We start from the raw sequence: 20,608 nt of genomic DNA, 5'->3' as shown, positions 1-20,608 counted from the left end.
TCAGCGCCGGACGAAGGTCAGCAGCACGAACGTGTAGTCCAGGCCGGTCCGCGTCCAGTGCACCGGTCGCGCCGGGTGGGCCAGGACGTCGTCGGTGAGCTCCCCGACGAGTTCGAGGCCGAGCTGCTTCGCCGTCGCGACCAGGGCGCGGAGGTCGGCGGGGCCGAAGATCTTCACCTGCGCGCCGTAGGCCTCGATGCCGGTGGTGTCCGGCGGGTCCTGGTCGTAGTCGGTGGAGAGCGCCAGCACACCCCCGGACCGCAGGATGCGCGCGGTCTCGGCGAGGAACGGGGTGATGGGCACCCCGTGCTCGATGACCGACATGCAGGTCACGGCGTCCAGCGAGGCGTCGGCGAGGCCGGTGTCGGTGACGTCGCCGTGGCGGAACTCGACGCCGTCGCGGTGCACGGTCGCGCCGAACTCGAGGTTGATGCCGGCCAGCGCGCCGCGCTCGGCCCCGAGGCCGTAGAGGCGCAGCCAGGGCAGGACGGGCGAGTAGCGGGCGGAGCCGGCGTCGAGGACGCGGGCGGTGCGGGACCCGTCGTCGGCCAGGGTGAGGACGGCGGCCACCGCCCCGAGGGCGTCCCAGTTCTTGGGGGCGTCGGGGTGGGCGGGCAGACGCAACCGCTTCGTCTGCGCGACGGCGTCGGCGACCTCGTCGGCGTCGTGCAGGACACCGGTGCGCGGCACCCCGCTCGGCACCGGGCGGGCCGCGGGCGCGGCCCCGAGCCGACGGGCGGCGAGGCGCTCGCCGACGCGACGCTGGACCCCGACCCGGGTCCAGAGGGCGTGCTCCGCACCGCGCTTGGCGACGGCCAGCAGCCGGCCGCCCGGCGGGGCGGCGGCCGTCCCGCCCTGCGCGGCCTGCTCGAGGGCGCCGAGGTAGCGGTCCCAGGGTTCGTCGAGGTCCGGGGCTTCGACCCCGTCGCGCAGGCGCTCCAGCCCGCCGCCCGCGAGGCTCAGCACCCCGGCGACGAGGGCGTCGACGCTGCCGGGTTCGACGAGGATCCCGTCGACGCCGTCGCGGACCTGCGCGGGGAAGGACCCGACGCGGGTCGCGAGCACGGGCAGGCCGTGGGCGAAGGCGAGGACGGCGTTCTGCGAGGCCGTCGCCGAGCGGTAGGGCAGGACGACGGCGTCGTGGGCGGCCATCAGGTCCGGGAGCTCCCCCGCGGGGACGTAGCCCTCGCGCAGTTCCACGTGACCGCGCAGCCCGGGCGCGGCCGCCAGTTCGCGGACGCGGCGCCCGGCGTCACCCCAGAGTTCCCCGGCGATGGTGAGGCGGGCGTCGACCCCGCGCTGGTGGACCTCGCGCAGGGCCTCGAGCAGCAGGTCGACACCCTTGTAGTCGCGGACGACCCCGAGGCTCAGCAGACGGACTCCCCCGTCGCGCGGGACCCGCGAGCCGGCGGGCGCGTCGACCCTGGGGCCACCGGGCAGGTGCGGGGGCAGGTCGGCGACGACGACCCGGCGGGCGCCGTGGGCGTGGGCGAGGGCGGCCTGCTCCTCGGAGTGCACGACGACCCCGTCGACGGCGGCGAAGAGGCGTCCGACGAGCAGGGCGTCACCCGGGCGGGCTTCGTGCGGCAGGACGTTGTGCGCGACGACGACGGTCTGCGCGCTCGAGCGGGCGGTGCGCATCCCCGCGAGGACCCCGAGCAGCGCCGGGACCTGCAGCGGGACGACGTGGGTCAGGACGACGACGTCGGCGTCGGCGATGCGCCGGCCGGTGCGGACCCAGGACGCCGGCGAGTTCCAGGCCAGCGGCCGGATCGTCGGGTGGAACTCGGGGACCTCGGGCAGGCCGCCGGGCACGCGCAGTTCACCCGGGTAGAGCGCCGCCGGGTACTGCCGCTCCCAGGAGACGAGCTTGACCTCGGCCCCGGGGTCGGAGGCGAGGTGGCGCGCGAGCTCGGTGGTGTGGACGGCGGTGCCGCCCTTGGCGGGGTGCGCGGGCCCCACGACGACGACCTTGCGGGACTCGGTGGCGCTCACGCGCTGTCCCTCGAACGCACGACGAGGTCGGCGAGCAGCGCGACCGCCCCGATGAGCAATCCGGACACCAGCAGCAGCACGGTGTTCGCGGGGAAGTAGAAGAGGTGCCGGAACATGTCGGTGACCCCCTTGACGAACCCGAGGCCGAAGAGGAACAGCGCGAGCGGCATGAGCACCCGCAACGGCTCGAAGTACATGATCATCCGCAGCACCTGGAGGATGTAGCGGTAGGCGTCCTTGGTGAAGTGGAACTTCGAGGTCCCGGCGCGCTTGGCGTAGGTCGTCGGCACGAACTTGATGTCGTGCTGGTTGCACAGGAACGACAACGTGATCGTCGTGACGCAGGAGAACCCGGCCGGCAGCAGCCGCAGGTAGGGCAGCGACACCTCGCGGCGGAACGCGCGCAGACCCGAGTTCAGGTCCGGGATCCGTTCGCGGGCGAGCACCTCGGCGACCTTGCGGATGACGAACTTGGCGGGCACGCGCAACGCCTTGTGCGACCCCTCCTCCGTCGTGCGCGCCCCGACGACCTGGTCGTAGGAGTCGTCCTCGAGCAGGATCCGCACGAGTTCGGGGATGCGCTCGTTCTCGTAGGACATGTCCGCGTCGGTCCAGACGACGATCTCGCCGCGGGCCATCTGCGTCCCGATCCGGCGCACGGTGCCGGACCCGCCGTTGCGGCGGAACGCGACGACGCGCAGGTTCGGGTAGTCGGCCTCGACCGAGCGCAGGACCTTCAGGGTGTCGTCGGTGGAGCAGTCGTCGACCGCCAGCAGCTCGTACGGCATGCCGTCGTCGTCCATCACCTTCGTGATCCGCTGGATCTCCAGCAGGACGTGCGCCTCCTCGTTGTAGCAGGGCAGCACGATGGTGGCGGTGGGCGCGGGGGCGGTCACCGCGGCGGGAGGGGTGTCGTCGACAGGCATGGCGGGCAGAGCTTACCTACGGGTGGACCCGATGCCGGGGATCCGCGGGCCGCGCGGCACGATGGCGCCATGACCGGGCGCAGGACGCAGCACGGACCCGCGACCGACCGGGCGACCGACCGGGCGACATCGTTCGGTGCGGTCGCCGAGGCCTACGAACGGTCCCGGCCGAGCTACCCGGACGAAGCCCTCGACTGGCTGTTGCCACCCGGTGCACGCAGGGTGCTCGACCTGGGGGCCGGGACGGGCAAGCTGACCCGCTCGCTGGTCGCCCGCGGCCTCGAGGTCGTCGCCGTCGAGCCGACCCCGGGGATGCGCGGGCAGTTCGCGCGGGTGCTGCCCGACGTCGAGCTGCTCGACGGCACCGGCGAGGCGATCCCGCTGCCCGACGCCAGCGTCGACGCCGTCCTGATGGCCCAGGCCTGGCACTGGGTCGACCCCGACACCGCCTCCCCCGAGGTCGCCCGGGTGCTGCGCCCGGGCGGGCGACTCGGGCTGCTCTGGAACGTCCGCGACGCCGGCGTCGAGTGGATCGCGCAGCTGGACCGGCTGCTGCCCGGCCCGGGCGAGGAGCAGCTCGGCAGCCTCGCGCCCCGCGTCGCCGCCCCCTTCGGCCCGGTCGAGCGCTACGACGTGCGCTGGTCGGACCCGGTGACCGTGGAGTCGCTGCTGGACCTCACCCGCTCGCGCAGCTGGGTCATCGCCCTCGACGAGACGCACCGCGAGCGCGTGCTGGAGGACGTGCGCGCCCAGGCGCAGGCCCACCTCGAGGAGACCGGCACCCTCGCCCTGGAGTACGTCACCCGCTGCTCCCGCGCCCGCCGCCCCTGAGGACCCGGCGCGGGGTCCCGGGGTCGGGTCACGGGGTCGGGTCACGGGGTCGGGTCACGGGTCGGACCGTTGACGCTTCGGGCCAGTAGGTTCGGCCCGAAGCGTCAACGGTCCACCCCCGGTGCGTCACCGTCCGGGGTCAGGGGGCGTCGCCCGTGACCAGCCGGACGTCGATGCTCTGGGCGCCGTCGGGACGTTCCTCCAGCACCCGTTCGTCCTCGATCGTGCGGCGGTGGGTCACGAGGCGCGGCGAGGTCACCCCGAGCTCCTGCAGGACCTCGACGGGATCGGTGTCACCCCCGGCCGCGACGAGGACGGGGTTCCCGCCGGCGGCCCGGACGCGTTGCGCCGCACGGTCGACGGCCGCGCGCAGCGTCGTCCAGTACTCCGCCGTCCCGGCCCGCCCGGACGCGGTGGGCACGACGAGCGAGGCGCTGGGCACGTCGCAGGTCCCGCGCAGGACCTGCGGCCACTCGTTGCGCGAGCGCGGGTCCACGGCGAGCGCCACGTCGTTCGGCCCGAAGGAGGCGCAGGCCCGCGCGACGGCCTGCGGTTCGCCGGCCTCGGTGCGCTGGCCGGCGACCGGCGCGGTCGCGAGCGCCGCGGGGACGACGAGCAGGACCACGGCGATCGCGATCCGCAGCCCGGTGAGGCGCTGGTGGGCGTAGCGCTCGACCACCCAGCGGGCCGCGAGCACGGCGAGCACCACGACCGCCGGCAGGACGACGACGACGAAGCGGCGGTCGGCCCACGGGTGGTCGGGGGTGATGCCCGGGCGGTAGAGGGTGAGCAGCGTCGACCCCGTGGCCACGACGTAGGGCGCCGTCCACGCCGGCAGCGGGCTGACGCCCTGGATCCCGCGCACCAGCCGGGGCAGCGCCACGACGGCCGCCGCACCGGCGAGCACGACGGCGGGCCAGCCGAGGTACCAGGCGATCCAGTCGACCGAGTGCTCGGCGTAGGTGCGCCCGCCGTCGACCGCGAGTCCCTGCGCGAGTTGGAGGGCCGCGACGAGCTTGCTGCCGGAGTCCTCCGGGTCCTGGCGCACGACGAGCCAGAACGGGCGGCTGGCCAGCACCAGCAGCACGAGCGCGAGGAGGCCGGCGAGGACGTCCGGCAGTCGCGGGCTGGTCAGCCAGCGCTGCTGCGCGAGCCGGCCGGTGCGGGCGAGGCGGGCGAGCACCGCGCAGGCGAGCGCGAGCAGGACCAGACCCGCGACGAGCGGGAGCAGCGACCCGGCGATGGTGGCGAGGTAGGGCCGCGAGGTCAGCAGCGCGGCGGCCACGGCGAGCACCGAGGTCAGCGCCGTCCCCGCCAGCAGCGCCCGCGCCCCGGGGTGGCGCACCACGAGCAGGACCGCGACCACCGGGGCGAGCACCGCGATCTCGCGCAGGAAGTCGATGCGGACGAAACCGCACGCCCCGAACAGCAACCCGGCCCCGCCGCCGAGGCGGGCCGCCGTGCGTCCGGTCGCGGGGACGAGCGCGACGAGCAGCGACGCGGCGCCGACCAGGACGAGCAGCGCGGGCGGTTCGGAGTAGGTGGAGCGGTTCGCGTGCAGGACGGGCTGGGCCAGCGCGAAGGTCCCCGCGGCCAGGGGTGCCCAGCGGGCCCCCGCGAGGCGCGCGGTGAACCCGGCGACGGCCAGGACGCCGAAGGCCCCGAGGACGGCCGGCGCGACGAGCAGACCTGTCCAGCCGGCCGCCCACTCCCCCAGCGAGTACAGGGCCGGCGCCCCCAGCAGGAACTGCGGGACGACGTGGTCGCCGACCTCGTAGAAGGCCGGGGAGGCGAGCGTGAAGTTCGGGTCGGCGAGCGCGGCCGCACCCCCGAGCGCCGCCAGCGAGGGGTCGACGGGCAGGCCGTGGTGGGTGGCGAGCTGGTGGGCGTAGAGCGCCACGGACCCCGCGTCGCGGCGCAGCACGACGTGCGAGGCGTGCGTCAGCGCGGCCCAGACGCCGGCGCCGAGGGCGATCGCCAGCGAACCGCCCGCCGACCACCACCCCGCGGCGACGACGGGGACCCCCCACGCGAGCCGGCCCGCGAGGACGGCGACGACGACGCTGACGGGCACGGCGACGGGCGGGGTCCACAGGTCCAGCAGCACCAGCGGGACGGCGAACGCGGTGACGGCCGCGACGGCGGCGGCGAGGACGACCGGTACCCGGGTCAGCACGATCCCCGCGGTGGTGTCGGCGGTCGTCGGCGCAGGGGTGCTCACGCCGCGAGAACCTACCGTCGCGGAGGCCCCCGTCCCGGCACGCCTAAGGTGACCGCGTGCCCCCTGGTTCCTCCCGGTCGATCCCCGCGCTGCTGCGCCGGCTCATGGACGACGACCCGACGGCCCCGCGCCTGACGTTCTACGGCGAGCACTACGTGCAGACCGGTGAACGCGTCGAACTCTCCGCCCGGGTCCTCTCGACGTGGGTCGCCAAGACGGCGAACCTGCTCGAGGAGGAGTTCGAGGTCGGCCCCGGTTCCGTCGTGGCGATCGACCTGCCGACGCACTGGCGCACCCTGGTCTTCCAGCTGGCCACCTGGTCCACGGGGGCCGTCGTCCGCCTCGGCGCCGGCCGGCCCGCCGACGTGCTCGTCTCGACCGACGCGGACACCCTGGTCCAGGCGATGGCACGCAACGCCTCCGTCGAGCGCATCGCCGTCTCGCTGGCCCCGTTGGCGACGAACTTCGGCGCCCCCGTCCCGGACGGCGTCCTGGACTACTCCCGGGTGATCACCGGCTACGGCGACACCTACTCCCCCCTGCTGGAACCCGGCCCGGAGGACCCGGCCCTGGAGACCGCCGACGGGGGCACCCTGACCCACCCCGCCCTGCTGGCCCGCGCCGCGGAGGCCGGTGACGGCTGGCCCCTCGGGGTGCGCCTGCTCACCGACGTCGGCCCCGCCGACGTCGTCGCCGGGCCGCTGGCCGCGTGGGCCCGCACCGGGTCGCTCGTGGTGACCCCCGACCTGGGGACCCTGCCCGAGAGCGTGACCGCGGCGGAACTGAGCACCGTCACCCTCGCCCGGCCGTAACGCCCTGCCGGGCCGGTAGGGTGTCGATCAGGGGTGATCACCGGTGACCGTGTTCGTGGTGCTCGCCGTCGTGGGCTTCGGACTGTGCGTGCTCTCGTTCGTGTTCGACGGTCTCTTCGAAGCCCTCGACCTGGACATCGCGGGCGGGTTCCTGTCCCTCACGTCCCTCACCGGCGGCGTCGCCCTGTTCGGGCTCGGCGCGACCCTGGCCACCACGTCGTTCGGCTGGAACACGCTGCAGGCGACGGGTTTCGGTGCGGCCGCCGGGATCGTCACCCTGGTCGGGGTGGGGGTTCTCGTGCGCACGCTGCGCCGCGAGGAACCTGAGACCCACCGCAGCGTCGTCGGGACCCAGGGGTACGTGACGACCCCCGCGAACACCCCCGGTTCCTACGGCGAGGTGAACTTGAAGCTGCACGGCACGACGGTGAAGCGCACCGCGGTCAGCGACGTCGCCCTCGTCCGCGGCACGGCCGTCGAGGTCGTCGCCGAGGTCTCCGCGACCGCCGTCCGGGTGAGACCGCTCGACTGAGACCCACCACCCACCCAGCCACGAGAGGACCTCCCGTGACGTTCCTGACCCCATCCGTGATCCTGGTCGCAGCCGCCGTCGTCGTCGTGCTGCTGCTCGCGGTCGCCATCGTCCGCCGCTACCGCATCGCCGGGCCGAGCGAGGCGTTCGTCGTCGTCGGCCAGAAGGGCAAACCCGTCACCAACCCCGAGACGGGGAAGGTCTCGACGGACCTCTCCGGCCAGAAGGTCGTGATGGGCGGCGGCATCTTCGTGCTGCCGTTCGTGCAGCAGGCCTACTCGCTCTCGCTGGCCTCGCGCCGCATCTCGGTGCAGATCCGCGGCGCCGTCTCCGCCAAGGGCATCCGGCTGAACCTCGACGGCGTCGCCATCATCAAGGTCGGTGGCACCGAGGACTCCGTCCGCGCTGCGGCGCAACGCTTCCTGCACCAGCAGGACGAGATCGAGTCCTTCACCCAGGAGGTGCTGGCCGGTTCGCTGCGCTCCATCGTCGGCACCCTGACCGTCGACGAGATCATCCGTGACCGCGCCGCCTTCGCCTCCCGCGTCGCGGAGGAGGCCGAGACCTCCCTCACCAACCAGGGTCTCGTGCTGGACACGTTCCAGATCCAGGACGTCACCGACGACGTGAACTACCTGCGCGACCTCGGCCGGCCCGAGGCGGCCATCGCGACGCAGAACGCGGCGATCGCCGAGGCGAACTCCCAGCAGGAGTCCCAGCAGGCCGAAGCCCGGGCGCAGGAGAAGATCTCCGGTTCCCAGCGCGACCTCTCGCTGCGCCAGGCGGAGTTCAAGGCCGAGACGGACACCGCCCAGGCCCGGGCCGCCGCGGCCGGTGTCCTGGCCAAGGCCGCCCGCGACCAGGAGGTCCTGCTCGAGCAGGAACGCGTCGCCGAACGCCAGGCCGCGCTGACCGAACGCCAGCTCGACACCGAGGTCCGCAAACCCGCCGACGCACGTCGCTACGACGCCGAGCAGCAGGCGCAGGCCCGCAGGAACTCCGAGATCTTCGAGGCCGAGGCGAAGAAGGCCTCCGACATCGCCAACGCCGAGGCCGACGCGCGCCGCGTCGAACTCTCCGCCACGGCGGAGAGCAACCGGATCAAACTCGCCGCCGAGGCCGACGCCCAGCGGGTCCGCCTCGCCGGGCAGGCCGAACTCGACCGGCGCACCGCGCTGGCCACGGCGACGAAGCTCGAGGGTGAGGCCGAGGCCGCCGCCATCCGCGCCCGCGGTGAGGCGGAGGCCGAGACCATGCAGCTGCGCGCCGAGGCCTTCGAACGCTACGGAGAAGCCGCTGTCGCGCAGATGGTCGTCGACGTCCTACCGCGCGTCGCGCACGAGCTCGCCGCGCCGATGGCGGCCATCAAGGACCTCACGGTCATCTCCACCGACGGCGCCTCGCAGCTCTCCCGCCAGGTCGGCACGAACCTCACCGAGACCCTCGAGATCGTGAAGCGCACGACCGGTCTGGACGTCCAGGCCCTGCTGAGCAACCTCACCCCCGCCCAGCAGGCCACGACCACCACCGTCGCCCCCGAGTGACCCTCCCGGGGGTGGACCGTTGACGCATCGGGTCGAACCTATTGGCCCGATGCGTCAACGGTCCGAACCCCCGGGACCGGCGGCGGCGATCCGGCCGGAACCGGAGATGGTGAGCGGGTGCTCGGCGGCGGTCACGAACACCGCCTGGCCCCGCGTGAGTTCCACCGACCCCGCCGAGGAACTCAGCACGACCGTCCCCTCCAGGCACAGCACCTCGCGCGGGACCGGGCGCTCCCACCGGGTCTCGGAGCGCACCGTCAGCACCGTCAGGGCGAAGTCGTCGACGTCGGGCGCGAACACCACCTCGTCCTGCGACAGCACCCGCGGGGCCAGCAGCGGCGGCGGGAGTTCCCGGAAGTCCAGGACGGCGAGGAGCTCGGGCACGTCGACGTGCTTGGGGGTCAGGCCACCGCGCAGGACGTTGTCGGAACTCGCCATGAGTTCCACCCCCGTCCCCTCGAGGTAGGCGTGGACGTTGCCGGCCGGGAGGTAGAGCGCCTCGCCGGCGACCAGGCGCACCTGGTTGAGCAGGACCGACACCAGGACCCCGGCGTCGCCCGGGTAGTGCCCGGCGAGTTCCACCACGCACCGGGCGGAGGGGTCCTCGGAGTCCGTGCAGGCCCCGGCCACGGCCTCGACGAGCGGCCCCACGACCGCGGCGTCCGCGGTCAGCAGCAACCGCGTCGCCTCCCGCAGCGCGTCCGCACCCCGCAACGCCGCGAGCAGCGCCTCGAACAGGTCCTGCGCGTCACCGGGCAGCGCGGGCAGTTCCAGCCCGGCCAGCAGCTCGCGGGCGGCCGCGGGCGAACGGAACCCCGCCATCGCCGCGAAGGGTTCCAGCGCGTACAGCAGTTCGGGTTTGTGCTCGGTGTCCTTGTAGAGGCGGTGCGGGGCGTCGCGCGGGACCCCCGCCGCCTCCTCCTCCGCGTAGCGGCGGGCCGCCGTCGCGCGGTCGGGGTGCGCCTGCAACGACAACGGCGCCCCCGCGGCGAGGACCTTGAGCAGGTACCCCAGCGTCGCCCCGTCACCCGCGGCGGCGCCGAGGAACTCCTCGGGGGACGCCGCGATCCTCTCGTCGAGGGCCACCCCCTCCGCGTCGGAGGGTGCGGAGGGGTGCGCGCCGATCCACACCTCCGCCTGCGGTGAGCCGTCCGGCTCCACCCCCAGGAACCGGGGGATCGCCGTCGTCGAACCCCACGCGTAGGGCTGAACGGTGTTGGTCAGTCTCAGCACACCACCGAGGCTACGGGGTGACAGCGCTGCCGGGGCCCGTGCGCACCTGGCTACAGTCGCTGGCATGAGCGTTCTCGTGACGGGCGGTGCCGGCTACATCGGATCCCACGTGGTGCGGCTGTTGCAACAGCGCGGTGAGCAGGTCGTCGTGGTCGACGACCTCTCCAACGGCCGGGCGGAGCGCGTCGGCGACGCGACCGTCGTCGAGGTCGACCTCGCCACCGACGCCGCCGCCCCGGCGCTCGCGGACGCGTTCGCCACGCACGGCGTCGACGCCGTCGTCCACTTCGCGGCCCGCAAGCAGGTCGGGGAGTCCGTGGCCCGGCCCGCGCACTACTGGTCGCAGAACGTCGGCGGCATGGCGAACCTGCTGCAGGCCATGGAGACCGCGGGAGTGGGCAAACTCGTCTTCTCCTCCTCCGCGGCCACCTACGGCGCCCCGCAGAGCGCCGTCGTGCGCGAGGACGGACCGGCCGAGCCGATCAACCCCTACGGCCAGACGAAACTCGTCGGCGAGTGGATGTCGCGCGCCGCCGGGGTCGCCTGGGGGCTGCGCGCGGCGAACCTGCGCTACTTCAACGTCGCCGGCGCCGGCTGGGACGACCTCGGCGACTCCGCCGTCATGAACCTCATCCCGATCGTCTTCACCGCCCTCGACGCGGGCGAGGTGCCGACGGTGTTCGGCGGCGACTACCCGACGCCGGACGGTTCCTGCATCCGCGACTACGTCCACGTCCTCGACCTGGCCCAGGCGCACCTCGCCGCGCTGGACCACCTCGGCACCGAGGAACGCCCGTTCGACACCTTCAACGTGGGCTCCGGGGCGGGGTCCTCGGTGTTCGAGGTCCTCGAGGTCATCCGCCGGGTCACCGGCGTCGACGTCGCACCCGACGTCCGCGAGCGCCGCGCGGGAGACCCGCCGCAGCTGGTGGCCGACGTCTCCCGCATCACCTCCACCCTCGGCTGGTCCACGACGAAGGACCTCGACGACATCGTCAGCAGCGCGTGGGCGGCGTGGAAGACCAACCGATGATCGAACCGCTGGTCAGTGCGGCAGCAGCACGCTGATCAGCAGCAGCACGGGCGCGACCAGGACCGTCGTCACCAGCACGGTGTCGCGGGCCAGGTCGCGCCCGACGCCGTAGCGCACGGCGTAGGTGAACACGTTCTGCGCGGTGGGCAGCGCCGCGACCACGGTGGCGGCGAAGACGGCGGCGTCGTCGAGGCCGAACGACCGGGCCGCGAGGTAGGTGACCGCGGGCTGCAGGAACGCCTTCAGCGCGCTCGCGATCAGCACCTGCGGGGTGCGCCAGCCCGCGAGGCTGCGCCCGTGCAGCGAGATCCCGAACGCGACCAGCGCCCCGGGGATCGCGAACCCGGCCAGCAGGTCCAGCGGCTGGGCCAGCGCCGTCGGCAGCGTCCAGCCGGTGACCGAGAGCAGGATCCCGACCGCGCTGGCGATGAGGACCGGGTTGGCCAGCGGGGTCAGCAGCTTCTTCGCCAGGGCCGCGCGGGAGCCGTCGCCCTGGTGGCGGCTCACGTCGAGGATCCCCAGCGCGACCGGTGAGAGCACGACCATCTGCAGCAGCATCGCGGGCAGCACCGCCGTGAGGTCCTGCAGGACGTAGGCCGCGACGGGCAGCCCGATGTTGGCCGCGTTGACGAAGGAGCTCGCGAGGCTGCCGATGACGAGGTCCTCGCGCGACAGCTTCAGCCGGTAGCGGGCGAGCAGGACCCAGACGACGACGCTGACGACCACCCCGCTGGAGGTGACCAGCAGCTGGCCCGAGAACAGGACGTGGACGTCGGCGTCGGCGAGGGTCTGCACGAGCAGGGCCGGAGAGCCCACGAAGAACACCAACCGGGACACCACCCCCTGTCCCGCGGGGCCGAGGACGCCCGTGCGCCCCAGGACGTAGCCGACGGCGACGAGCGTGGCGACCACGACGAACCCGGTGAGGACTCCGCTCACGCGACGTCGGGCGGGCGGTGGTGCGACGGGATCACCCGGGTGAGGGTATCCGCGGGACCGAGGTCACCGTCGCGCAACGATCGGGAGCGGTGCCGTCGTCTCGACAGGGAGCACCCGGACGGCGTTGCTAAGGTCGAGCCCTGTGATCGACGCCCTCGGGAACCCCCGCTCCGTCCTCCTCCTCGGGGGCACCTCCGACATCGGCCTCGCCATCGTCGAGCGCCTCAGCCCGGAACGACCGCTGCGGGTGACGCTGGCCGCTCGACCCGGCGCGCGCCGCGAGGCCGCCGTGGACCGGCTGCACCGGCGTGGGCACGAGGTCCGCACGGTCGACTTCGAGGCGACCGACCTCGACGGGCACGCCGAGGTCGTCGACGAGAGCTTCGACGGGTCCTTCGGTGACGTCGACGTGACCGTGCTCGCCTTCGGGGTCCTGGGCGACAACGAGGTGTCCTGGCAAGACGCCCCGGCGGCCGTGCAGGTCGCGACGGTCAACTACACGGCCCCGGTCAACCTCGGCGTGCACCTGGCCGCCAAGCTGCAGCTGCAGGGTCACGGCGTCCTCGTCGCGCTCTCCAGCGTCGCCGGTGAGCGGGCCCGCCGCTCGAACTTCGTCTACGGCTCCTCCAAGGCCGGCTTCGACGCCTTCTTCACCGGCCTGCGCGAGGCCCTGCGCCCCAGCGGCGTGCGCGTCGTCGTCGTGCGCCCCGGCTTCGTCACCACGAAGATGACCGAGGGGCTCAAGGCGGCCCCGTTGTCCGTGTCGGCCGAGCAGGTGGCGGAGGTGACCGTGGACGCGGTGCGCAGCGGCAAGGAGACCGTGTGGGCCCCCGAGCCGATGCGCTGGGTCATGTCGGCGTTGCGCCACGTGCCCGCGCCGGTCTTCCGCAAGCTGCCCTTCTGAGCGAGGTCGATCTGTCGAGCACGCACGCCCGCCCCGGTACCGGCGCGATCCCCGCGGCACGCGGCCGCGCCGCTGTGCCCAGCCTGCGCGAGACCGTCCCCCGCGGCCGGGTCGACGTCCTGATCGGCCTGCTCGCGGCCATCGCGGGAGCCGTCGTCTTCTCCTGGCGGCTGGGGACGCCGAGCCCGTGGCGCGACGAGGCCGTGACGATCGCCGTCGCCTCCCGCACCCCGGAGCAGATCTGGAGGCTCGTCCAGCACGTCGACCTCGTGCACGCGCCCTTCTACTTCCTGGCCCACGCGTTGTTCGGCTCCGGCGTCGACGTCGTCCAGGCCCGGTGGATCTCCGTCGTGGCGGCCTCGCTGACCGTGGCGGCGCTCTACGGGGTGGCGCGTCGCGCGGCGACCGGGGCCGTCGGGCCGGTCACGGCCCGGATCACGGGGGTCGCCGCGGCCGCCCTGTTCGTCTCGATGCCGTTCGTCAGCCGCTACGCGCAGGAGGCGCGGCCCTACGCGCTCGCCACCCTCGTCGCGACGCTGGGCACCTACCTGCTGCTGCGGGCGTGCGCGGCCCGGCGTGCGGGCTGGTGGATCGCGTACACGCTGACGATCCCGCTCCTCGTCGCGTTCAACACCGTCGCCGCGCTGGTGCTCGTCGCGCACGCCGGATGGGCCCTGACCGGGCCGCGCCGGGTCCGCTGGCGGGCCGCCGTGGCCGCCGGGACGGGCGTGGTCCTCGCGGTCCCGCTGCTGCTGGCCCAGAGCCGGCAGTCCGGTCAGGTCGCGTTCCTGCAGAAGCCGACGACGGCCGAGCTCGGTGCGCACGTCGACTTCGCCCTCGGCTCCTCCACCGTCGCGCTGGTCGTGGCGGGCCTCGCCACGCTGGTGGGGCTGCGCTGGGCGCGGGCCCGCCGGCTGCAGCTGCTCGGGTTCCTCTGGGGTGTCCTGCCGTGGCCGCTACTGTGGGCGATCTCGCAGGTCCACCCGCTGTGGACGACGCGCTACCTCGTCTTCGTCGCGCCGGGGACCTGCCTGTTCCTGGCCGTCGTGGTGACGGCCGCGATCCGCGTCCGCCGCGCCGCGGTCGTCGCCGGCGCCCTCGTCGCGGCGATGGCCCTGACCGGGCTGCACATGCAGTTCGTCTTCCGCTCCCCCACCATCGGGCACGCCGAGGACCTGAGGGGCACCGCCGAGTACGTCCGGGCCCACGCCCAGCCGGGCGACGGTCTGCTGTTCGTGCCCGACGGGGAGTACCGCTACCGCGTGCTGACCCAGCTCTACCCCGAGGCCTTCGCCGGCCTGGACGACATCGCGTTGGCCGAGCCCGCCGCCGGGTCCGCGACCCTGGTCGGCACGACCGTCGCGGCGCCGCACCTGTGGTCGGCGATGGCCGGCGTCGGGCGGATCTGGGTCATCGGCGGGGTCGGACCGGTGGTCACCAAGACCGCGGAGGACCGCGAGACGGTCCGCCTGCTGAACCGCGGCTACCGGCTGGTGTCGACGGAGGACAAGCGAGCGTTCAGCGTGAAGCTGTACGTCCTGGAGGACACCGGCGCGGCATCGCGCTGACGCGAACCCGAGGTGTCGACCTGATCACGATCCTCGGTCGTCACACCGGTCACTCCTGACCCTCCATTTACAACCTCTCCACTGATCACCTACGTTCCGTCACGAACCCTCGACGGACGGAGCGCCCTTCCCCATGCCCCTGCCCCTGCCCGTGACGCGCCGCACCACGCTGCTCGGGGTCGGTGGCGCCCTCGCAGTGCTCGCCGTCCCCGCGGTGCCCACCCCCGCCCGGGCCGCCCTCCCCTCCGGAGGCGTCACGTCGCTGGCCCTCTCCGACGTCGCGGGCCCGGCCCGCGCGCTCCTCACCTCGGGCGGGCTGCGCACCGTGTGCGTGCCCCTCGACGGCCTCGAGGGCGGCAGCATGCTCGGCGTCAGCTTCCCCGCCGGGACCCGTGCCACCTCGGTGTCGCTGCGGGTGACGCGCGCCGGCGTGGTCGGCCCGTGGATCGACCTGGCCCTCGGCGACAGCGCCCCCGACCCGGGGTCGTCCGAGCCGGAGGTCGTGGCCTGCGACCCGGTGTGGACGGGTGAGCTCGGTCCGGGTGCGGTCGTGGAGGTCCGGCTGCCGGCCGAGGACGCGGGGCACGCCCGCCTGGAGGTCGTCGACCCCGGACCCGCCGCCACGTCGCGGACCGCCGTGACGCTCGCGTCCTCCACCGGACCGGCCGTCCGCTCCCGCGCCGAGTGGGGTGCCGACGAGTCGCTGCGCCGCGGCGAGGTCGAGTACAGCGCGACGATCAGGGCCGCCGTGGTGCACCACACCGCTGACGGCGGCGACTACTCGGCGTCGCAGGTGCCGAGCGTCATCCGCGGGATGTACCGGTACCACACGCAGACGTTGGGCTGGAACGACCTCGGCTACAACTTCGTCGTCGACCGCTTCGGCGGGATCTGGGAGGGTCGCGCCGGCGGCACCACCCGACCCGTCGTCGGCGCGCACGCCGGCGGGTTCAACGCCGACACCTTCGGCGTCTCGATGATGGGCGACTTCACCTCGAAGGCCCCCAGCGACGCGTGCCTGCAGTCGGTCGCCGCGGTCATCGCCTGGAAGTTCGCGCTGCACGACCTGGACGCCGACGCCCCCACCCGGCTCACCTCCGCCGGCGGCGGGACCGCCCGCTACCCCGCGGGCGAGACGGTGTCGCTGCGCACGATCAACGGCCACCGCGACGTCGGGTACACGGCGTGCCCCGGCGACGTCGGCTACACCCGGATGGACGACGTGCGCGGCCGGGTCGCGGCGCTGCTGGCGGGCGGCTCGAAGGCCGCGGGTTCGCCGATCACCCGCAAGTACGGTGACGTCGGCGGCCGGAGCCTGCTCGGCGCCCCGACGAGCGACGAGGGCGACGCCCTGCGCGGCGGCCGGTTCCGGCACTACGAGAAGGGGTCGATCCTCTTCCGGCCGGGCCTCGGTGCGTTCGTCGTGCGCGGGACCCACCGGGCGAAGTTCGCGTCGATCGGCTGGGAGTGGTCCCCGCTGGGTTTCCCGACGATGGACACCACGGACTTCGCCGGCGGCAGCGGCAGCGTGACGCACTTCGAGAACGGCTCGATCTACCGGCGCGCCGGCGCCGGCCCGCACGTGGTGCTGGGGGCGATCCGGCAGACCTGGGCGGCGATGGGCTGGGAGACGTCCGCCCTGGGCTTCCCGACCAGCGACGAGTACGACGTGCCCGGCGGACGGGCCTCGAACTTCGAGGGAGGACGGCTGCGGTGGAACGCCTCGACCGGGAGGGTGCGGGTCGGGTGAGGCGGGCCCCCGGAACCGTGGCGTCGGGCGCCTGACCGAGGTCGTCGGGACCGGGAGCTCACTCGTTCGCCGGATCCAGGCAGCGGTCCCGAGCACCGATGGATCGATGACGCGACCATCTGCGGAGAGGTGCGACTCGAACTCGGGGGCGGTGTGCCGGACGGTAGGCGAGGCACGGGGTTGCGCCTGGCCGGCGCCGCGGTGGCCGGCGCCGCCCTGGCGGGGCTGGCCTGGTGGGCGCTGCCCGACGAGGCGGTGTACTCACCGTGGTGGACGCAGGTGATCGGCTGGCCGGCCGTCCTGCTCGTGCGCAGCGACCCGGTGCAACGCCGGCTCGGCGGAGGCCACCTGGACAACCGCCTCTGGCTCCGCCTCACGATCGCCGGTGCCCTCTTCGCCGCGACCATCGCCACGACCGGGGTCTCCTTCCTCTTCCCCGTCTTCGCCGCCCTGGTCGCCGGCGTGCACCTGCAGTGGAGCGGCGCACGGGCCTGGCGGCCCTGCGCGGTGATGGCGCTGGTGCCGAGCGTGGCGCTGCAGGCGTCGGTGCAGATCGGCTGGTTGCCCTCACACCTGCCCCGCTCCCTGGACCTGGTGGCTGCGGTGATCACCCTGGTGCTGTCCGTGGCCCTGATCGGCAACACCGCCCTGATCACCGCCCAGCGCGAGGCGCAGGGCGCTGCCCTGGACGTCGAGCGGCGCACCCGCCACGACGCGCTGCTGCACGCCGCGACCCACGACGCACTCACCGGACGGCTGAACCGCACCGGGCTGCAGGAGCACTTCACCCGGCACCTGGGCGACGCGGCCGTTCCCGAGGTGGACGCCGTGAGCGCGGTCGCGGTCATCTACGTCGACCTGGACCACTTCAAACCCGTCAACGACCGGTACGGTCACGCCGCCGGTGACCTGCTGCTGCGCCTGGCCGCGGACCGCATGGCCGGGCTCCTGCGTCCGGGCGACGGTCTGGCCCGTCTGGGCGGTGACGAGTTCGTCGTGGTGCTGGCCACCGGGGACGCTGCGGTCGTGGCGGAGGTGGCCGCTCGCACGGGCGCCGCGCTGCGGGCTCCGTACGACCTCGACGGGGCCGTGGTCCGCGTCTCGGCCAGCATCGGCACCGCCGTCAGCACCGAGCCGGCCACCCTCGACGAGCTGCTGCGCCGAGCGGACGCGGCGATGTACGCGGCCAAGGCCCGTCGCCACCGTGACCGCACCGACGGTGGTGCAGCCGCCCGGACCGCTCAGATCACCTGAACCCCTCCCCCGGGGAGGCGGGGTTCAGGACTCGCCCTCGCAGTCGAGTCCGTTCGCGATGAGGTAGCGGTAGTCCTCGACCTTGCGGCGCAGGACCTCCTCGTCGCGGCGCAGTTCGGCCATCCGCTGCGCGACGAGTTCCTGCTGCCGGAGCAGCACCTCGAGGCGCACGACGCTGTTCCCGGGCGTCCCCGGCCCGAGCTGCACGAACGTCCGCACCTGCGCGACGGGCATCCCGGTGCGGCGCAACGACTGGACGAGCTGCACGAAGCGCACGGCGCCGGGGCCGTAGACGCGGCGACCGTCGGCGCTGCGCCCGACGTGCGGGAGCAGCCCCTCCTTCTCGTACCAGCGCAGGGTGTCGACGCTGAGTCCGGTGGACTCGGAGACCTCACGGATCCCGAGCCCGGCGGCGTCCGGGGTGGTCACGGCCACGACGCTACGCCTGAGCCAGGGACGCGGTGTCCAGGACGAACCGCCACCGGACGTCACCGCGGGCCAGCCGTTCGAAGGCCGTCGTGATCTCCGCCGGGGTCACGACCTCGACGTCCGCGCTGATCCCGTGCGCGGCGGCGAAGTCCAGCATCTCCCGGGTCCGGGGGCGCCCGCCGCTGCCCGAGGCGGTCAGCCGCTTGAACCCCTGCATGAGGGCCATCGGGTCGGCCTCGTAGCGGTCGGGGATGCCGAGGACGCACAACGTGCCGTCCGCGCGCAGGCTGCGCAGGTACGGCGAGAGGTCGTGCTTGGCCGACGCGGTGTCCAGCACGACGTCGAACCGGCCGGCCACGGCGGCCATCGCGTCGGCGTCGCGGGAGACCACGACGTCCTCGACCCCGAGCGAACGGGCGTCCTCCACCTTCGCCTGCGAGGTCGTGAACACCGAGACCTCCGCCCCCATCGCCCGGGCGAACTTCACCGCGAGGTGACCCAGCCCACCGAGCCCGACGACCCCCACCCGGTCCCCCGCCCCCACCCCGAAGCGGCGCAACGGTTCGAAGACCGTCACCCCGGCGCACATCAGCGGGGCCGCGCCGGCGGGGTCCATCCCGGCGGGCAGGGCGTAGGCGAATCCCTCGCGCACGACGTACTCCCCCGCGTACGCACCCGACGTGGTGGAGCCGTCGACGCGGTCCCTCCCGCCGTAGGTCAGGGTCGGGAACTCGGCGCAGAACTGCTCGTCACCGGCGCGACAGGAGGCGCACGTCCCGCAGGAGTCGACGATGTTGCCGACCGCGACCGTGTCGCCGATGGCGAAGCGGGTGACCTGCGTCCCCACCTCGCTCACCACGCCCACGAACTCGTGCCCCGGGACGAGCGGGCCGCTGCTCGCGTCCTGCACCGCGTGCAGGTCGGTGCGGCAGACGCCGCACCACGTGACCCGCACCGCGAGGTCGTCCGGGCGCAGGTCCCGCCGTTCGATGGTCGAGGGCTGCAAGGTCCCGCCCGGCGCGAGCAGCGCCAGGCCTGTCGTCGTCCGCATGCCGGGGACGCTAGGCGCTGGAGCGCACTCCACCGCAAGGGGCGTTCCCGGAGCCGGGGCACCCGGTCGGCTCAAGCTTCGGAGATCCCCTGCCGAACAGGTCGCGTGCCTTCCTCCGCCGCCACCGTCACCCGAGGCCGCCGACGCCCCGCGGCGTCGCCGTTCGCGCACGAGAGCGCCGCCGACCGGCTGCACCTGCTGCGCCGCGCCAGCTGGGGCCCCACCCCGGCGTCCCTGGCCGAGGTCGCGAGGCTCGGCACCGCGGCCTGGCTGGACCGCCAGCTCAGCCCCGGCGCGGTCGACGACGCCGCGATGGACTCCTTCGCGGGCCGGATGAGCTTCTACTGGCGCAGCGCCCAGCAGCTCTACGCCGGCGGGTACGCGGCGACGGAGTGGAACGCGATGCTCGAGACGGGCCGCCTCACGCTGGCCCGCCAGATCTGGAGCAACCGGCAGCTGTTCGAGGTCGTCGTCGACGTCTTCAACAACGTCCTGCACGTCACCTGCCCGAGTTCCGACGCCTGGTACAGCCGGCAGGACTACGACCGCAACGTCGTCCGCCGGTTCGCGTTCGGGAGCTTCCCCGACATGCTGGTCGCCTCGGCCCGCCACCAGGCGATGCTGAACTACCTGGACAACGCGAGCTCGACCGCGGCGAAGCCGAACGAGAACTACGGCCGGGAACTGCTGGAACTGCACACCGTCGGCGTCGACGCCGGGTACACCGAGGCCGACGTCAAGAACTCCGCCCGGTTGCTGACCGGCCTGACGATCGCCGCGGACGGTTCCGCGGTCTACGACGCCGGTCGTCACGACGGCGGCGGCCGCACCGTCTTCGGCTTCGTCGTCCCGCCGCACGCCCCGGCGGACGGGAACGGCTGGATCGACGCCTACCTGCGCTGGCTGGCGGTCCACCCGGCCACCGCGCGCCGCCTCAGCACGAGGATCGCCACCCGGTTCGTCTCCGACAACCCCCCGGCGGCGCTGATCGACCGGATGGCCCAGACCTGGACCAGCACCGGTGGTCAGGTCGTCGCGGTGCTGCGCACGCTGTTCGACTCCGCCGAGTTCTGGTCCGCGGCGGGTCAGAAGGTCCGCACCCCGCAGGAGGACTACGTCGCGACCCTGCGGACCCTGGGCACCGGCATGGAGTCCAGCGGTACCGGTGGCATCACCAAGCTGTTCTGGCACGTGCTGGACCAGGGGCACGCGCCGATGGCCTGGGGCGCCCCGAACGGCTACCCCGACGTGGCCGCGGCCTGGATCTCCCCCAGCGGCACGCTCTCGCGCTGGAACCGGCACATGGACTTCGCCGCCGGCTGGTACCCGCCCGAGCTGCCCTTCGCCAAGGCGCCGGACCTGCTGGGCGACTTCCCCGGCACCTGGGGCGCGCTGGTCGACGCGCTGGGCGTCCGCCTCACGGGGAGCCCGTTGACCGCGGACGAGAAGGCGGCGCTGCTGATGTACGCGAACCGCCAGCCCGGAGCGCCGGTCTCGAGGAACGACCGGTGGGTCCAGGACAACCTGCGCTACGTCGTCGCGCTCACGCTCGACGGCCCGACGTTCACGATCCGCTGAGGAAGGAC

At 73.9% G+C, this 20,608-nt stretch carries 17 protein-coding genes; 10 read left to right on the top strand and 7 right to left on the bottom strand.

Annotation, left to right across the window (positions count from 1 at the left end; genetic code table 11):
• Positions 1-1,995: a glycosyltransferase gene (locus ACFQ46_RS10315; RefSeq protein WP_380259414.1), complete on the bottom strand. Its 1,995-nt coding sequence runs from the start codon at positions 1,993-1,995 to the stop codon at positions 1-3.
• Positions 1,992-2,921, bottom strand: coding sequence for a glycosyltransferase family 2 protein (locus tag ACFQ46_RS10310; protein WP_328294914.1), 930 nt, complete (start codon positions 2,919-2,921; stop codon positions 1,992-1,994). Before ACFQ46_RS10310 ends, ACFQ46_RS10315 begins: the two co-directional genes overlap by 4 nt.
• A 69-nt stretch (positions 2,922-2,990) precedes the next feature.
• Here ACFQ46_RS10310 and ACFQ46_RS10305 point away from each other — a divergent pair, with 69 nt between their 5' ends.
• Positions 2,991-3,752, top strand: coding sequence for a class I SAM-dependent methyltransferase (locus ACFQ46_RS10305; protein ID WP_380259413.1), 762 nt, complete (start codon positions 2,991-2,993; stop codon positions 3,750-3,752).
• A 139-nt stretch (positions 3,753-3,891) separates the two neighbouring features.
• Here the strand turns inward: ACFQ46_RS10305 and ACFQ46_RS10300 are convergent, their stop codons facing one another.
• Positions 3,892-5,973, bottom strand: a complete 2,082-nt coding sequence (locus ACFQ46_RS10300) for a hypothetical protein (protein ID WP_380259412.1) — start codon at positions 5,971-5,973, stop codon at positions 3,892-3,894.
• Positions 5,974-6,029: 56 nt separating this feature from the next.
• Here ACFQ46_RS10300 and ACFQ46_RS10295 point away from each other — a divergent pair, with 56 nt between their 5' ends.
• From ACFQ46_RS10295 to ACFQ46_RS10285, 3 genes are read left to right on the top strand one after another with little or no spacing between them, the layout of a single operon-like run.
• The gene (locus tag ACFQ46_RS10295; RefSeq protein WP_380259411.1) at positions 6,030-6,785 is read left to right on the top strand and encodes a TIGR03089 family protein; all 756 of its coding nucleotides are present in this window, start codon (positions 6,030-6,032) and stop codon (positions 6,783-6,785) included.
• A 43-nt stretch (positions 6,786-6,828) separates the two neighbouring features.
• A complete protein-coding gene (locus ACFQ46_RS10290; RefSeq protein ID WP_380259410.1) occupies positions 6,829-7,317 on the top strand; it encodes a hypothetical protein in 489 nt (162 codons plus the stop codon).
• Positions 7,318-7,361: 44 nt separating this feature from the next.
• Positions 7,362-8,861: a flotillin family protein gene (locus ACFQ46_RS10285; protein WP_380259476.1), complete on the top strand. Its 1,500-nt coding sequence runs from the start codon at positions 7,362-7,364 to the stop codon at positions 8,859-8,861.
• 54 nt (positions 8,862-8,915) lie between these two features.
• Here ACFQ46_RS10285 and manA read toward each other — a convergent pair whose 3' ends face one another.
• The gene (manA, locus tag ACFQ46_RS10280; RefSeq protein ID WP_380259409.1) at positions 8,916-10,094 is read right to left on the bottom strand and encodes a mannose-6-phosphate isomerase, class I; all 1,179 of its coding nucleotides are present in this window, start codon (positions 10,092-10,094) and stop codon (positions 8,916-8,918) included.
• A 64-nt stretch (positions 10,095-10,158) separates the two neighbouring features.
• Here manA and galE point away from each other — a divergent pair, with 64 nt between their 5' ends.
• Positions 10,159-11,127, top strand: coding sequence for a UDP-glucose 4-epimerase GalE (gene galE, locus ACFQ46_RS10275; RefSeq protein WP_380259408.1), 969 nt, complete (start codon positions 10,159-10,161; stop codon positions 11,125-11,127).
• Positions 11,128-11,139: 12 nt separating this feature from the next.
• Here galE and ACFQ46_RS10270 read toward each other — a convergent pair whose 3' ends face one another.
• Positions 11,140-12,066, bottom strand: a complete 927-nt coding sequence (locus ACFQ46_RS10270; protein WP_380259407.1) for an AEC family transporter — start codon at positions 12,064-12,066, stop codon at positions 11,140-11,142.
• Between the two features lie 142 nt (positions 12,067-12,208).
• Between ACFQ46_RS10270 and ACFQ46_RS10265 the strand changes: the two genes are divergently transcribed.
• From ACFQ46_RS10265 to ACFQ46_RS10250, 4 genes are all read left to right on the top strand, one after another.
• Positions 12,209-12,970, top strand: a complete 762-nt coding sequence (locus ACFQ46_RS10265; RefSeq protein ID WP_328294905.1) for a decaprenylphospho-beta-D-erythro-pentofuranosid-2-ulose 2-reductase — start codon at positions 12,209-12,211, stop codon at positions 12,968-12,970.
• A gap of 74 nt (positions 12,971-13,044) precedes the next feature.
• Positions 13,045-14,538: a glycosyltransferase family 39 protein gene (locus ACFQ46_RS10260; protein WP_380259406.1), complete on the top strand. Its 1,494-nt coding sequence runs from the start codon at positions 13,045-13,047 to the stop codon at positions 14,536-14,538.
• A gap of 133 nt (positions 14,539-14,671) precedes the next feature.
• A complete protein-coding gene (locus ACFQ46_RS10255) occupies positions 14,672-16,288 on the top strand; it encodes an N-acetylmuramoyl-L-alanine amidase (protein WP_380259405.1) in 1,617 nt (538 codons plus the stop codon).
• 129 nt (positions 16,289-16,417) lie between these two features.
• On the top strand, positions 16,418-17,542 hold the full coding sequence (locus tag ACFQ46_RS10250; protein ID WP_380259404.1) for a diguanylate cyclase domain-containing protein: 1,125 nt from the start codon (positions 16,418-16,420) through the stop codon (positions 17,540-17,542).
• A gap of 24 nt (positions 17,543-17,566) precedes the next feature.
• Here the strand turns inward: ACFQ46_RS10250 and ACFQ46_RS10245 are convergent, their stop codons facing one another.
• Together ACFQ46_RS10245 and ACFQ46_RS10240 are read right to left on the bottom strand one after the other, a co-directional pair.
• Positions 17,567-17,971 carry a MerR family transcriptional regulator gene (locus ACFQ46_RS10245; RefSeq protein ID WP_380259403.1) on the bottom strand — a complete coding sequence of 135 codons (405 nt, stop codon included), beginning with the start codon at positions 17,969-17,971 and terminating at the stop codon, positions 17,567-17,569.
• Positions 17,972-17,981: 10 nt separating this feature from the next.
• Positions 17,982-19,022 (bottom strand): NAD(P)-dependent alcohol dehydrogenase, encoded by a 1,041-nt coding sequence (locus ACFQ46_RS10240; RefSeq protein ID WP_380259402.1) that lies wholly within the window; start codon positions 19,020-19,022, stop codon positions 17,982-17,984.
• Between the two features lie 105 nt (positions 19,023-19,127).
• Between ACFQ46_RS10240 and ACFQ46_RS10235 the strand changes: the two genes are divergently transcribed.
• The gene (locus tag ACFQ46_RS10235) at positions 19,128-20,600 is read left to right on the top strand and encodes a DUF1800 domain-containing protein (protein ID WP_380259401.1); all 1,473 of its coding nucleotides are present in this window, start codon (positions 19,128-19,130) and stop codon (positions 20,598-20,600) included.
• Positions 20,601-20,608: the final 8 nt, after the last annotated feature.

Origin of the sequence: Kineococcus sp. GCM10028916, assembly GCF_042674865.1 — a bacterium.
GTDB lineage: Bacteria > Actinomycetota > Actinomycetes > Actinomycetales > Kineococcaceae > Kineococcus.
Note: the sequence above shows the minus strand (reverse complement) of the source record. Positions and strands in the feature narration are given on the sequence as shown.

Excerpts from the sequence above, each read along its gene's own strand:
- ACFQ46_RS10310 (WP_328294914.1), bottom strand. The coding sequence starts at position 2,921 with ATGCCTGTCGACGACACCCCTCCCGCCGCGGTGACCGCCCCCGCGCCC.
- ACFQ46_RS10305 (WP_380259413.1), top strand. The coding sequence starts at position 2,991 with ATGACCGGGCGCAGGACGCAGCACGGACCCGCGACCGACCGGGCGACC.
- galE (WP_380259408.1), top strand. The coding sequence starts at position 10,159 with ATGAGCGTTCTCGTGACGGGCGGTGCCGGCTACATCGGATCCCACGTG.
- ACFQ46_RS10255 (WP_380259405.1), top strand. The coding sequence starts at position 14,672 with ATGCCCCTGCCCCTGCCCGTGACGCGCCGCACCACGCTGCTCGGGGTC.
- ACFQ46_RS10240 (WP_380259402.1), bottom strand. The coding sequence starts at position 19,022 with ATGCGGACGACGACAGGCCTGGCGCTGCTCGCGCCGGGCGGGACCTTG.